This is a genomic window from Rhodococcus sp. C1, assembly GCF_020809065.1.
Classification (GTDB): domain Bacteria; phylum Actinomycetota; class Actinomycetes; order Mycobacteriales; family Mycobacteriaceae; genus Rhodococcus_F; species Rhodococcus_F qingshengii.
On record NZ_CP078080.1, the window covers coordinates 3883948 to 3897606 of the forward strand.

Here is a 13659-nt window from a genome sequence, read left to right on the forward strand (position 1 = left end):
GATGGTTCCGCTCATCGCTGTTGCGCACGGCAGCCGTGACCCCCGTTCTGCTCGGGTGATCGCGGCTGCTGTGGCAGCTCTTCGTGAAGTCCGGCCAGACCTCGATGTCCGGCTGGCGTTCCTCGACCTCAATGCACCGTCCATCGATCAGGTCCTGGACGGAGTTGCACACGACGGCCACACTCACGCCGTTGTTGTTCCGATGCTGCTGGGCAATGCCTTCCACGCCCGGGTAGATCTGCCCGGACTCTTGGCCGCTGCCGCGACACGCCACCCCCAGTTGACCGTGTTCCAAGCAGACGTGCTGGGTCGCGATGCTCGGCTGATCGAGGCAGTACGCGAGCGAATTCTCGAAGTGGGTGCCCGGCCGGACGATCCGTCGGTCGGTGTCGCTCTTGCGGCAGTCGGCTCGTCCGACGCGCGCGCCAATGCCGCGACCGCAGAATTGGCGTCCACTCTCCTCGGCGGAACCAACTGGTCGGGCGTTCGAATCTGTTTCGCGACATCCGCGGAACCGACAGTTACCCAGGCGATCTCCGCACTCGAGCAGGACGGCGCCGAACGTGTTGTCGTCGCGCCGTGGTTCTTGGCTCCCGGCCTACTGACCGATCGACTCAGCGCTGCCGCAGCAACTGCATGTCCGCGCGCGCGTTTCGCCGACACGATCGGTGGGCACTCTCTACTGATCGAAACGATGATCGACCGTTACCGACAAGTCGCTGATACACTACCCGGCCGTCTGGTCCGCTCCGCCTGATCCGGTTTCACAGGCCGTTATCAGATTGTTACCGTAGTGTTGGATCTGTCCAGCTCGCGAAGGTACCTCCTTCGCCTGCGAAACAGATCTTTGGGTGCAATCCCCTCAGAGCGCCGCGAGAGGGAACACCATCACTCACAATCTTCGCCTCGGCACAGCCGGCATCGCATGGGTCCTGTCGGTGCTCTACCTGCTTGTCGAAATCTTCACAGCCGGAGCATGGAAGACGCCGTACAGCTTCGCGCGCGACTCCATCAGTTCGCTGGGCGTGACGACATGCAGCGTGGATTCATGTTCGCCGATGCACGACGTGATGAACGCGGCCTTCATGATCCTCGGTGCGCTCACCATCCTCGGTGCGGCCTTGCTGCACAAGTACATTCCGGACGGTCGTGCGAAGAAGTGGATTCTCGGTCTTGCCGTCGTCGTTGCATTGAGCACCGCGGCCACCGGCCTCTTCCCGGCGAACGACGGGACCTTCGTTCATTGGACCGCCGTACTTCCCGGCTTCGTCGCACGTCATGCCGTTCTCGTCCTCATGGCAATTCAATTCTGGAAGCACAGCAAATGGATCGCAGTGTGGTCAGGGCTGTGCGCGGCTACCGGAATCGTCGGTGCCGTACTGCTTCTCGGACGAACCCTCACTTTCGGCCTTGGTGAACGCCTGACGCTGTACCCGCTGCCTATGTGGATGGCCGTCACCGGCGTCGCGGCCCTGCTCGCGTTGATGCGCCGAACCGTGTTGAAGAACGTGGAACTGACACTGTCCGGTAACGGATTCATCACCGCTCTGTTGTCGTTGCGCCCGCGTCGATCTCGCGCGGCAGTGCCCACCGACGTTCTCGCACCACGGGAGCTGACCGGTTTGTAGCGAACCGGGGGTGAGCAGGGACACACTGGTAAGGAGGCGACGCGAGGAGACTTCCATGACCAGTGCATCTGTTCGACACGGAATCGTGGCCGGTATCGACGGCTCGGCAAGCGCGGTCAACGCCGCGAGGTGGGCAGCTTCGGCTGCAAAGAGATTCGACGAACCACTTCGCCTGACCCACGTGCTGCCAGGACAACCCGAGTCCGGTGGCGGTACCAACGTCACCGACGAAGAGATGTTCGACCACCACCTTCGCGTCGAGGGTGCAAAACTGCTCGACGAGGCCGAGGACGCCATCCGCGATGATCACACCGACGTCACCGTCGAACGTGGCCTCGTGACCGGTACTCCCGCAACCACACTCGTCGAACTCTCGAAGTCGGCTCGCATCGTTGCACTGGGTCAGGCCGGCACCAGCGAAATGCAGTCCGTGTTTCTCGGATCCGACACCATTCGGGTGGTCAACCGCGCGCACTGTCCCGTGGCCGTATTCCGCGGTACGGGTGATCACGCGATGGCCGACACCAGGCCCATCGTCGTCGGCGTCGACGGGAGCAAGCTCAGCGAACTCGCCGTCGCGCATGCCTTCGAATTTGCCGCGTTCCTCGGCGCACCTTTGGTTGCGGTCCACACGTGGAACGAGCACGCCTCGCTGGGCGGGTACTCCGAAGCCAGGCGCTTCGTCGACTGGGGACCGTACGAACAGCATGAGCATGCACTGCTGTCCGAGTGCCTCGCCGGCTGGACGGAGAAGTACCCCGATGTCGAAGTCACCCGGAGTGTCCAGCGCAGCGGACCGATGAAGGCACTGCTCGAGCACTCGGCGGAAGCGCAACTCGTAGTCGTCGGTAGCCACGGCCGCAGCCCGTTCATGGCGTCGATAGTCGGATCGACCAGTCAGAGCCTCATCCACCACGCCCAGTGCCCGGTCCTCGTCTGCCGAGAGGGCTGAACTCGTCTCGCTGTTGCCCGACCCCCACCTCTGAGCGAACGGCACTTTCGGCGCCATCAGGAGTCCGAAAGTGCCGTTCGCTCAAACAGGAGTGGGGGTACAACAGGTCGAACAGGGCGAGCGGGTCATACCTGGCCGACCACGCTCACCGTGACCGGCTCCTGCACCGGCGTCGACACCGGGGTCTCCGGCAGATCCGGCACCCGGGTAGCACGCGCGTACACCGTCTCCCCCGCCTCGAGGTGCAGCGCTGCACTGTCACCGCGCGTGACCTGAGCCGAGAAGAGCTCGCCGGTTGCCTCGTTGCGCAGGTCCACTCGAACCTCGAAGCCGAGGTACACGACGCGCTCGACTGTTGCGCGTGTGACGCCGAGCGACTCGGCCGTTCCGGATTCCTGCGCGAGAGCCATGCTCGGATCGCGGCCGAGGCGGATGTCGTGCGGACGGACCAACTGCCCGTTGAGCTTCGCGACGGATCCGAGGAAGGACATCACGAAGTCGTTGGACGGGCGGTCGTACAGGTCGGCAGGTTCACCGATCTGCTCGATCCGCCCCTTGTTCAGCACCGCGATGCGGTCGGCGACGTCGAGAGCCTCTTCCTGGTCGTGGGTGACCAGGACGGTGGTGACGTGCACCTCGTCGTGCAGGCGACGCAACCACGTGCGCAGGTCGGCACGCACCTTCGCGTCGAGCGCGCCGAAGGGCTCGTCGAGCAGGAGCACCTGTGGATCCACAGCCAGAGCGCGCGCCAACGCCATGCGCTGACGCTGACCGCCGGAGAGCTGCGCGGGGTACCGATGCTGAAACCCGTCGAGACCGACGATCCCCAGTAGTTCGTTGACCTTCTTCTCGATCTCCGGCTTCGGGCGCTTGCGGATCTTGAGCCCGAACGCCACGTTGTCCCGCACGGTCATGTGCTTGAACGCCGCGTAGTGCTGGAACACGAAACCGATGTCACGCTTCTGCGGCGAGACGCCGGTGACGTCCTTGCCTGCGATGGTGATGGTTCCCGAATCGAGTTCTTCGAGCCCTGCGATCGAACGCAGCAACGTCGACTTTCCCGAGCCACTGGGCCCGAGCAATGCCGTCAACGAACCCGAGGGAATGTTGACCGTCACGTCGTCGAGCGCCGCGAAATCACCGTAGTTCTTGCGGGCCCCGGTCACTGTGATCATGTGGTGCTCCTCTTACGGTCCAGCAGCGTCATCAGCAACAGGACAATGATGGCGATGCCCATCAGCAGCGTTGCCGCCGAATACGCACCAAAGGTGTTGTGGTCGTCGATGTATCGCGAGTGCACCAGCAATGTCAGTGTCTGGGATACCCCCGGGAAGCCGGAAGAGACCATGATGACTGCGCCGAATTCACCGAGCGAACGCGCCACCGTCAACACGATTCCGTACGTCAGGCCCCAACGGATCGCGGGCAATGTGATCCGCCAGAACGTCTGCCAGCCCGAGGCACCGAGCGTCGCGGCTGCTTGTTCCTGCTCGTCGCCGATCTCGTGAAGTACGGGTTCGACTTCCCGGACGACGAAGGGCAGCGTCACGAAAATCGTCGCGATCACCATGCCTGGCAACCCGAAGATGACTTTGAACCCCAACGATTCGATGCCGCCGAACCAACCGTTGGCACCCCACAGGAGAATCAACGACACACCGACGACGACGGGCGAGACCGCGAAGGGCAGGTCGACCACCGACTGCAGAACTCCGCGGCCCGGGAAACGCCCACGCACGAGTGCCAGAGCCGTGACGACACCGAACACCACGTTGATCGGAACCACGATCGCCACGATGATCAGCGAAAGATTCAGCGCGGAAATCGCTGCCGGTGTCGTGATCGATTCGAGAAACGGGCCGATTCCGTTCTCGAACGTTCGCGTCAGGATCACACCGATCGGCACGACCAGCAACACGAACAGGTAGACGAGAGCGATGGTCCGCAGACCGATCTTCGATCCTCTGGACACGTTCATCGGGAACTCTCCTCACGTCGCTGTCCCCGCGAGGCGAAGATTCGCAGGACGAACAGCGTCACGAATGCGATGGCCAGCAACGCTACCGAGACGGCAGCGGCGTTGGTCGGACGATCGATCTCGATCTGCTGCTGAATGTACTGCGACGTCATCTGTGTCACGCGTGGGATGTTGCCGCCGATCAGAACGACCGAGCCGTATTCACCGATCGCTCTGGCGAACGCGAGGCCCGCACCGGAGATGACGGCAGGCGCCAACGTCGGGAGAACAACCGAGCGAAAGATCGTCCAGTTGGAAGCTCCCAACGACGCAGCGGCTTCCTCGACTTCGCGGTCGACCTCCATCAGCACCGGCTGCACGGAACGGACGACGAACGGCAAGGTCACGAAGGCCAATGCCACGATCAGTCCGGGCTGAGTTGCATTGAGATGGATGTCGATCGGTGACTGCGGGCCGTAGAGGGACAGCAGCACGATCGATGCCACGATGGTCGGTAGCGCGAACGGCAGATCGATCATCGAGTTGACGATGCGCTTGCCCGGGAAGTCGTCCCGGACCAGCACCCACGCGATGATCGTGCCCATCACGACGTTGATCAATGCCACGATCACCGAGACCAACAACGTCACGCGCAACGACGCCAAGGCGACGGGTGCGGTGACGGCGTCCCAGAATCCGGAGATCCCCTCGTCGAACGCGGTGGCGGTCAACGCGGCGAGCGGAAGCAGAACGATGACGGAGAGCCACAGGGTGGCCACTCCGATTCCGAGCGGCCCCACACTCCCCGTGACCCGCGCGAGTTTTCGCCGACGAGCCACGGGGGTGGGGTCAATAGTGTCAGTCACGTCAGTCTTACTTGGTCGCGTTGTCGTAGATCACTGCGATCGAACCGGTGTCCTTGGTGAACAGAGCACTGTCCACGGCCTTCCAGCCGCCGAGGTCTGCAATGGTCCACAGCTTGGTCGGCTCGGGGAACTTGTCGGTGAACTTGGCAGCGACGGCGGGATCCACGGGACGGAATCCTGCTTCGGCCCAGAGCGTCTGACCCTCGGTCGTGTACAGGTAGTCCTTGAACGCGGTCGCCTTGTCGAGGACCTTGCTGTTCGAGATCACGGCAACGGGGTTCTCGATCTTGAAGGTCGTGGGCGGGGTGACGTGCTCGACCGGGTCGCCGTTGCCTTCGATGAACAGTGCCTCGTTCTCGTAACTGATCAGAACGTCACCGCTACCCTGCAGGAAGGCTTCCGAAGCCTCGCGTCCCGACTTGGGCTGGATCTTGACGTGGTCGTTGACCAAGGCGGTGACGTAGTCGAGACCCGCCTGCGGGTTCTTGCCACCGTCGCTCTTGGCGGCGTACGGCGCCAAGAGGTTCCACTTGGCCGAGCCGGAGCTGAACGGGTTCGGCGTGACGACCTCGAGGCCGGGCTGAAGCAGGTCGTCCCAGTCCTTGATGCCCTTCGGGTTGCCCGGACGCGTCACGATGGTGACTACCGATCCGAACGGAATTCCGTTGTAGGCGTCCTGGTTCCAGTTCTGATCTACCAGACCGGCATCGACCAGACGGGTGATGTCGGGCTCGACGGAGAAGTTGACGAAGTCTGCCTCGGCACCGTCCTTCACCTTGCGCGACTGGTCGCCCGAGGCGCCGTAGGAAGGATTGAAGTTGACGTTCTTGCCCTCGTCGGTCGCCTGGAAGGCTGCGGTGAGCTTGTCGAAGCCAGGCTTCGGCACGGCGTAGGCGAACAGGTTGATCGTGCCGGCGCTACCGTCGCTGGCGGCGCTGTCACCACCCACGGTGTCGCTCGAGCCACCACTGCACGCTGTGAGTACCACGGCCCCCATGGTCGCGATAGCAGTGAGAAGTGTGCGGGAACGGCGTTTCATTGCAGATACCTTCCTGAAAGGACTGACAAACGAGGGTTGGTCAAACGACAAGTCCGAGACCTCTGGGGCTGATTCCATCGGGATGTTCAGACATGGAGAGCCGACGGGCGATGAGCCCTGAATCGGGGGCGCGAGTTACGCGCAGAGAAGTTCGAGTGGGGTGCGCAGCACCACCGGAGAGGTCGAACTCAGGAAATCAACAACAGGCGACGTCAGCGACGTCGAGCATGCCGACAGCAATCAACGCCAACTGGTGGCGGATTACGGGAGCTGTTGCTTCGGACACGCGGTGGACTTTAGCAGAGCACCGGCGCCCGCTCTAATCGGGAGAACTAACGGGTGAGAAGCCACGCGACGATCACGAGGAGAATCAGGGCTATCAGGGCGAGAGTGACCCGTGAGCGGGGCATCAGCTTTCCTCTACTTCTCGAGAATTCCTACGCAACCAGCCGAAGAGCGGCAGAGCGAGAACGGCGGCCAACACGCGATCCAGACCGATGGCCACCAGGCGGCACAGCGGAACGACGACGATCAGGACCAACGCGACCTGCGGGATGAACGGGAGCCCCGCCATCCACAGCTCGAAGCTGTCCCACCAATCCGCAATCCGATCCACGCCAACACCCTATCCTTCGGACGATACGGTCCCGACAGCGTGTGGATTGGACGTGTGCCGATTCTGGCCGGATGATGGCCGAATGAGTGCTGACGACGAAGTGGTGCAGACGATTCCTCCCGCCTCCACGGGTCACCATCGAAGCAACTTTCCCCCGATCGACGACTATGCGTTTCTTTCCGATTGCGAAACCTCGTGCCTGATTGCCCGTAACGGATCTGTCGAGTGGATGTGCGTTCCCCGCCCGGACTCCCCCAGCGTGTTCGGTGCCATCCTCGACCGCAGCGCAGGCCATTTCCGTATCGGCCCCTACGGCCAGAACGTGCCGGCCGCTCGGCGCTATCTGCCGGGTGGACTCATTCTCGAGACCACCTGGCAGACCGAGACCGGCTGGCTCGTCGTCCGCGACGCCCTGGTTCTCGGTCCCTGGCACAACGTCGACAAGCGATCGAACACGCACAAGCGCACACCGACCGACTGGGATGCCGAACACACCCTTCTCCGTACGGTCAAATGCGTCAGCGGCACCGTCGAACTCGAGATGAGCTGTGAGCCCGCGTTCGACTATCACCGTGGCACGGCGAATTGGGAGTACACCGGAAAGGTCTACGAGGAAGCAACGGCAACGTGTCGCTCCGCCAAGCCCGGAGACCATCCCACTCTGCGCTTGACCACCGACCTACGACTGGGTCTGGAAGGTCGTGAAGCACGAGCGCGGACGCGACTGGTCGAAGGCGACAACGTGTACGTCGCGCTCTCGTGGTCGGATCTTCCCGCGCCGCAGACGTTCGACGAGGCCGCCGACAAGATGTGGCAGACGTCCAAGTCCTGGCGTGAGTGGGTGACGATCGGCAAGTTCCCCGATCACCCGTGGCGCGGATACCTACAGCGCAGTGCGCTCACACTCAAGGGGCTCACCTACGCACCGACCGGAGCCCTACTCGCGGCTTCGACGACCTCGCTACCGGAAACACCAGGCGGAGAACGCAACTGGGACTATCGCTACGCGTGGGTTCGCGATTCCACCTTCGCGCTGTGGGGCCTCTACACGCTCGGGTTGGACCGTGAGGCCAACGACTTCTTCAACTTCATCTACGACGTGTCGAGTTCGGACAACGGTCAGCCGCATCCTTTGCAGGTGATGTACGGCATCGGCGGCGAGCGCACGCTCGAGGAATCCGAACTCAACCATCTGTCCGGCTACGACGGCGCCCGTCCGGTGCGTATCGGCAACGGGGCGTTCGATCAACAGCAGCACGACATCTGGGGCACCATGCTCGACTCGGTGTACCTCCACATCCGTACCCGCGAGCGCGTCCCCGAGGCGTTGTGGCCGCTGCTCAAGAAGCAGGTCGAGGAAGCGATCAAGCATTGGCGCCAGCCCGACCGCGGGATCTGGGAGGTGCGCGGTGAACCGCAGCACTTCACGTCGTCGAAGATCATGTGCTGGGTCGCTCTCGATCGCGGCGCCAAGCTGGCAGAGATGCAGGGCGAGAAGAGCTTTGCACAGCAATGGACAGCCATCGCGGACGAGATCAAGGCCGACATCCTCGCGCACGGTGTCGACTCGCGCGGAGTTCTGACGCAGCGGTACGGCCACGATTCACTCGACGCGTCGCTCTTGTTGGCACCGCTGCTGCGCTTCCTGCCGGCCGACGATCCGCGCATCCGGGCGACGGTGCTGGCGATCGCCGACGAGCTCACCGAAGAGGGGTTGGTCCTGCGCTATCGCGTCGACACCACCGACGACGGATTGAGCGGAGAAGAGGGCACGTTCACCATCTGCTCCTTCTGGCTCGTCTCCGCCCTCGTCGAGATCGGCGAACTGGATCGGGCAAAGCATCTCTGCGAGCGTCTGCTCGGGTTCGCGAGCCCGCTCAAGCTGTACGCGGAGGAGATCGACGCGCACACCGGTCGCCATCTGGGTAACTTCCCGCAGGCGTTCACACACCTGGCGCTGATCAACGCCGTGGTCCACGTGATCCGCGCCGAGGAAGCTGCCGAAGCCGGAGCTTTCCAGCCCGCGCACAACGCGACCTAGACCCCCTGCTGTGCGCCTTTATTAACCGCCCGCGGTTAATAAAGGCGCACAGCAGGTCTAGCCGGCCACCGCTTCGAGCTGCGGCGTGATCGATTCGAGCGAGTACTTCAGCGACAGCGACGACGGAGTGTTCAGGCCGGCAACAGTCGGATAGTCGACGATGGCCAATCCGCCACCCTTGACTGCAGGCAGGTCGGCAAACCCCGGCAGCTTCATCATGTCGTCGAGCGACCCGCCGTTGGGCAGCAGCACCACGACGTCGGCGCTGAGAGCGTCGACCCGTTCCGGGCTGAGTATCAGCCGGCCACCGGTCACACCGGCCTCGTCGACCAGCTTGGGCGGCAACGACATTCCCAGACGCGTGAACAGTCCCGAAGCACCGTCCTTGGGATCAGCGACGATCACCAACTGCGACGTCGGGAAGACGTACTGCGACAAAAGAGCGGTCTTACCCTTCAGCCCCGGCAACCGCTGCGCGAGCGCATCGATCTGCCCGTTTGTCGCCTCGACGATCTCGTCGGCTCGCGACTCCTTGTCGAGAACCCGGCCGAGAATCTCCACCTGGTCCTGCCACGGATCGACCTGGACGTCGGACAGACCGGCAATTGTCGGAGCGATCTTGCTCAACTGGTCGAAATCGTCCTGATCGGCGACGGAGAACCCGCCGAGAATCAGATCGGGATCCAAGGCTGCAATTTCTTCAGCTTTGAGCGGGACACCGAACTGCTGGATCGCCGAGCGATCGAGTTCCTTCGCCGACGCGTCCACGCCACTCTCCCACGGGAACAGACCACGCTCGTCGCCCATCGGGCCGGCAGCCAGGTACCCCACCGGCTGGATTCCGAGTTCGAGCAGAGCGTCGAGCCACTGGGTGTCGGCCGCGACGATGCGCGTCGGCGTCCCGGTGATCGTGGTGGCGCCGAACTTGTGGTCGATCGTGGTGACCCGACCGCCCGCGATCTCGTCGGCGTCCGAGGACGAACATCCGCTGATACCTACGACCAGCGCTCCCAAGAGAGCCACCGCCGAAAACTTCATCGCACGCACGAAAATACTCCTCCACTAGTTAGCAGAGGCTTACCTTCTCATATGGGACCCGGCTGTGTCCGACCTTGCTTTCAGGCGAAACGAGAGAGCAGGCGCTCCGCATCGGCGCCGATGCGTCGAACCACGTCGCCGGCCGGATGGGTTCCGTGTACGAGTCCGACAGCTTCTCCGGCGTAGACGACTCCGCTGTGGGGATCCGACGGGTCGTACGCCTTCGCCAGCATTTCCTCATCGGCGTCGACTCCGTGCCAGGCGGCAGTGAACTCGTTGGCCACCGCGCGGCCACCCCACCGCTGCGGCCACGGTTGACTGCGCGCTCGGTCGAACACCGAGGTGTAAATCGTGTCGGCACTTCCGGCTTCGACGACGCGGTCGCGGGCATAGTCCGGCCCGACCGTCTCCGGGCTGGCGAGCAGCGCCGTTCCGATCATCACGCCTTCCCCGCCGGCTGCCAGGACTGCGGCCAAACCGCGGCCGGTCCCGATTCCGCCGGCCGCCAGTACTGGAAGTGATGTCGTTTCGAGGATCTCCTGCAGCAGCGGCAAGGTTCCGATTCGGCCCGTGTGACCGCCTGCCTCACCGCCTTGCGCGATCACGCCGTCGACACCCGCGGCCTCGACAATGCGAAGGTCTTCGAGCGTATTGATCTGTGACACAACGGGAATGCCCGCATCGTGGATTCGTCCGACATACGAGGCGGGATCACCGAAAGACAAGGTGATCATGGTCGGCTCGACGGCAATCGCGGCGTCGAGCATCAACTCGTTCTCGGGCAGCGACCACGTCATCAGGCCGACGCCGAACTTTCCGCCGATCGAGCGGGCCACTTCAGCTTCGGCCTCGATCCACTCCGGTGTGTTGTACCGAGCCGCGCCGAGCAGACCCAACCCGCCGGCCGCCGATACAGCTCCGGCGAGCGCGCCGCCCGCGCGACCACCCATGGGCGCCCCGAGAACCGGGATTTCGATTCCGAACTCTCGGGACAACCAGGTGGTGACCATGCGCTCCTACTTCTTGGGCTTCTCGCCGACCGATTCCGATGTCAGGGCCGCCACGAATGCTTCCTGCGGCACCTCGACGCGACCGATGGTCTTCATGCGCTTCTTGCCTTCCTTCTGCTTCTCGAGCAGCTTGCGCTTACGGCTGATGTCGCCGCCGTAGCACTTGGCAAGAACGTCCTTGCGGATTGCGCGAATGTTCTCGCGCGAGATGATCTTCGCGCCGATCGCGGCCTGAATCGGAACCTCGAACTGCTGGCGAGGAATCAGCTCGCGAAGCTTCGACGTCATGCGTCCGCCGTAAGCACCAGCGTTGGAGCGGTGCACGATCGACGAGAACGCGTCGACGGCCTCGCCCTGCAGAAGGATGTCGACCTTCACCAGGTCGGCCTGCTGCTCACCGGCCTCCTCGTAATCGAGGCTGGCGTATCCCTTGGTGCGGGACTTGAGGGCGTCGAAGAAGTCGAACATGATCTCGCCCATGGGCAGTTCGTAGCGCAGTTCGACGCGAGTCTCGGAGAGGTAGTCCATGCCGCCGAGCTCACCGCGACGGGACTGGCACAGCTCCATGATGGCGCCGACGTACTCACTCGGGGCGATGACGGTGCATTTGGCGACGGGCTCGTAGACCTCGCGAACCTTGCCTTCCGGCCAGTACGACGGGTTGGTGACGATGACCTCGGCCCCGTCCTCCATCACGACGCGGTAGACGACGTTGGGCGCGGTGGAAATCAGTTCGAGGCCGAACTCACGCTCGAGGCGGTCGCGGGTGATCTCCATGTGGAGCAGGCCGAGGAAGCCGCAGCGGAAGCCGAATCCGAGGGCAACCGACGTCTCGGGTTCATACGCCAGGGCCGCGTCGTTGAGACGGAGCTTGTCGAGGGCATCGCGCAGCACGGGGTAGTCCGAGCCGTCCATCGGGTAGAGGCCCGAGTAGACCATCGGCTTGGGATCGCGGTAGCCGACCAGCGGTTCGGTCGCGCCGTTGCGGGTGGTGGTGACGGTGTCACCGACGCGCGACTGACGGACGTCCTTCACACCGGTGATGAGGTAGCCCACCTCGCCGACGCCCAGACCGATACTGGCCTTCGGCTCGGGGGAAATGATGCCGACCTCGAGCAGTTCGTGTGTAGTGCCCGTGGACATCATCGTGATCTTCTCGCGGGGACGGATCCGACCGTCGACCACACGCACGTAAGTGACCACGCCGCGGTAGGCGTCGTAGACGGAGTCGAAGATCATCGCGCGGGCGGGACCGTCAGCATCGCCGACAGGCGCAGGTACCTGCTTGATCACCTCGTCGAGCAGTTCCTTGACGCCCATACCGGTCTTACCCGAGACGCGCAGGACATCACCGGGCTCGCAGCCCGTGATGTGCGCGATCTCTTCGGCATAGCGGTCGGGATCCGCGGCCGGGAGGTCGATCTTGTTGAGGACGGGAATGATCTTGAGATCCTTCTCCATCGCCAGGTAGAGGTTCGCCAGCGTCTGAGCTTCGATGCCCTGAGCAGCGTCGACCAGCAGAATTGCGCCCTCGCATGCTTCGAGCGCACGGGAGACCTCGTACGTGAAGTCGACGTGGCCGGGAGTGTCGATGAGGTGGAGGACGAACTCTTCGCCGTCGACGGTCCAGGGCAGACGAACGTTCTGAGCCTTGATGGTGATGCCGCGTTCACGCTCGATGTCCATGCGGTCCAGGTACTGCGCACGCATCGCCCGCTCTTCGACCACACCGGTGAGCTGAAGCATGCGATCTGCCAGCGTCGACTTACCGTGGTCGATGTGCGCGATGATGCAGAAGTTCCGGATCTGCGCAGGATCCGTGAACGTCTTGTCGGCGAAGCTGCTGATGGGAGACCCCTTAGTCGGACCGGCACCGGCCCGGATCCGGGCCACTGTCAACCCTCAGGATATCCAAGTCTCGGCGCCGCCGTACCAGGGGTTCCCACGGGTGGGTGATTATGCTCGAACGCTATGGCAAGCATGTGGAAGCAGATCGGCAGAACCCTCGGCGCCCTCGCGGTGGAGAAGGGCCCTGCGTTGCTGCGCCAGCTGCAGTCGTCCACGTCCCAGTCGTCTGCCTCGAAGCCGGGTCCGTCCGGCCGCCCGATCGCCGCGCGGACGTCTCCGACCGCACATCGCGCCCGCAAGGTCGAGTACTCCCCCGACCTCGACGGCAAGGCCGATCCGGGCGAAATCGTCTGGACCTGGGTTGCCTACGAGGAGGATCCGACCCAAGGCAAAGACCGCCCGGTGCTGGTTGTCGGCCGCGACGGCAACACGCTGCTCGGTTTGATGCTGTCCTCGCAGAGCAAACGCGAAGGCGAGCGTGATTGGCTCGCAATCGGTTCGGGTCCATGGGACGGCGAGGGAAGGCCCAGCTGGGTCCGGCTCGACCGGGTGCTCGACGTTCCCGAGAGCGGGATCCGGCGCGAGGGCGCCGTCATGGATCACAAAAAGTTCGACGCGGTCGCGGCAAAACTTCGGGCCGACTTCAGCTGGAGCTGAAGCCGAC

Annotated in this window: 14 protein-coding genes; 5 read left to right on the forward strand and 9 right to left on the reverse strand. The window is 63.6% G+C overall.

Annotation, left to right across the window (positions count from 1 at the left end; translation table 11 throughout):
• Nucleotide 1: 1 nt before the first annotated feature.
• From KTR60_RS17730 to KTR60_RS17740, 3 genes are all read left to right on the forward strand, one after another.
• Nucleotides 2-757 carry a sirohydrochlorin chelatase gene (locus KTR60_RS17730; protein ID WP_228401097.1) on the forward strand — a complete coding sequence of 252 codons (756 nt, stop codon included), beginning with the start codon at nt 2-4 and terminating at the stop codon, nt 755-757.
• A gap of 94 nt (nt 758-851) precedes the next feature.
• Nucleotides 852-1628: a DUF998 domain-containing protein gene (locus KTR60_RS17735; protein WP_030536614.1), complete on the forward strand. Its 777-nt coding sequence runs from the start codon at nt 852-854 to the stop codon at nt 1626-1628.
• A gap of 55 nt (nt 1629-1683) precedes the next feature.
• Nucleotides 1684-2580, forward strand: coding sequence for a universal stress protein (locus KTR60_RS17740; protein ID WP_003944544.1), 897 nt, complete (start codon nt 1684-1686; stop codon nt 2578-2580).
• Between the two features lie 125 nt (nt 2581-2705).
• Here KTR60_RS17740 and KTR60_RS17745 read toward each other — a convergent pair whose 3' ends face one another.
• The 6 genes from KTR60_RS17745 to KTR60_RS17765 all read right to left on the reverse strand — a co-directional run bounded on the left by KTR60_RS17745 (nt 2706) and on the right by KTR60_RS17765 (nt 7058).
• Entirely contained in the window at nt 2706-3755 is a 1050-nt protein-coding gene (locus KTR60_RS17745; protein WP_007731046.1) for a sulfate/molybdate ABC transporter ATP-binding protein, read from the reverse strand.
• On the reverse strand, nt 3752-4558 hold the full coding sequence (gene cysW, locus KTR60_RS17750; RefSeq protein ID WP_003944503.1) for a sulfate ABC transporter permease subunit CysW: 807 nt from the start codon (nt 4556-4558) through the stop codon (nt 3752-3754). The genes KTR60_RS17745 and cysW overlap by 4 nt, the downstream gene beginning before the upstream one ends.
• Nucleotides 4555-5403: a sulfate ABC transporter permease subunit CysT gene (gene cysT, locus KTR60_RS17755; RefSeq protein WP_030536617.1), complete on the reverse strand. Its 849-nt coding sequence runs from the start codon at nt 5401-5403 to the stop codon at nt 4555-4557. The genes cysW and cysT overlap by 4 nt, the downstream gene beginning before the upstream one ends.
• A gap of 7 nt (nt 5404-5410) precedes the next feature.
• Nucleotides 5411-6442, reverse strand: a complete 1032-nt coding sequence (locus KTR60_RS17760) for a sulfate ABC transporter substrate-binding protein (RefSeq protein WP_003944569.1) — start codon at nt 6440-6442, stop codon at nt 5411-5413.
• A gap of 196 nt (nt 6443-6638) precedes the next feature.
• Nucleotides 6639-6728 carry an Ms4533A family Cys-rich leader peptide gene (locus tag KTR60_RS29260; protein WP_309599318.1) on the reverse strand — a complete coding sequence of 30 codons (90 nt, stop codon included), beginning with the start codon at nt 6726-6728 and terminating at the stop codon, nt 6639-6641.
• A 123-nt stretch (nt 6729-6851) separates the two neighbouring features.
• Nucleotides 6852-7058 carry a hypothetical protein gene (locus KTR60_RS17765; protein ID WP_007731042.1) on the reverse strand — a complete coding sequence of 69 codons (207 nt, stop codon included), beginning with the start codon at nt 7056-7058 and terminating at the stop codon, nt 6852-6854.
• Between the two features lie 82 nt (nt 7059-7140).
• Here KTR60_RS17765 and KTR60_RS17770 point away from each other — a divergent pair, with 82 nt between their 5' ends.
• On the forward strand, nt 7141-9099 hold the full coding sequence (locus KTR60_RS17770) for a glycoside hydrolase family 15 protein (RefSeq protein WP_003944557.1): 1959 nt from the start codon (nt 7141-7143) through the stop codon (nt 9097-9099).
• Between the two features lie 57 nt (nt 9100-9156).
• On the opposite strand, the gene KTR60_RS17775 is transcribed toward KTR60_RS17770, so the two are convergent.
• The 3 genes from KTR60_RS17775 to lepA all read right to left on the reverse strand — a co-directional run bounded on the left by KTR60_RS17775 (nt 9157) and on the right by lepA (nt 13046).
• A complete protein-coding gene (locus KTR60_RS17775) occupies nt 9157-10137 on the reverse strand; it encodes an ABC transporter substrate-binding protein (protein WP_207624322.1) in 981 nt (326 codons plus the stop codon).
• An 80-nt stretch (nt 10138-10217) separates the two neighbouring features.
• Nucleotides 10218-11147 (reverse strand): NAD(P)H-dependent flavin oxidoreductase, encoded by a 930-nt coding sequence (locus KTR60_RS17780; RefSeq protein WP_030536619.1) that lies wholly within the window; start codon nt 11145-11147, stop codon nt 10218-10220.
• Between the two features lie 6 nt (nt 11148-11153).
• The gene (gene lepA, locus KTR60_RS17785; protein ID WP_003944564.1) at nt 11154-13046 is read right to left on the reverse strand and encodes a translation elongation factor 4; all 1893 of its coding nucleotides are present in this window, start codon (nt 13044-13046) and stop codon (nt 11154-11156) included.
• Between the two features lie 72 nt (nt 13047-13118).
• On the opposite strand from lepA, the gene KTR60_RS17790 reads away from it, so the two are divergent.
• On the forward strand, nt 13119-13652 hold the full coding sequence (locus KTR60_RS17790; protein WP_020969977.1) for a type II toxin-antitoxin system PemK/MazF family toxin: 534 nt from the start codon (nt 13119-13121) through the stop codon (nt 13650-13652).
• The last annotated feature ends 7 nt before the right edge of the window (nt 13653-13659 follow it).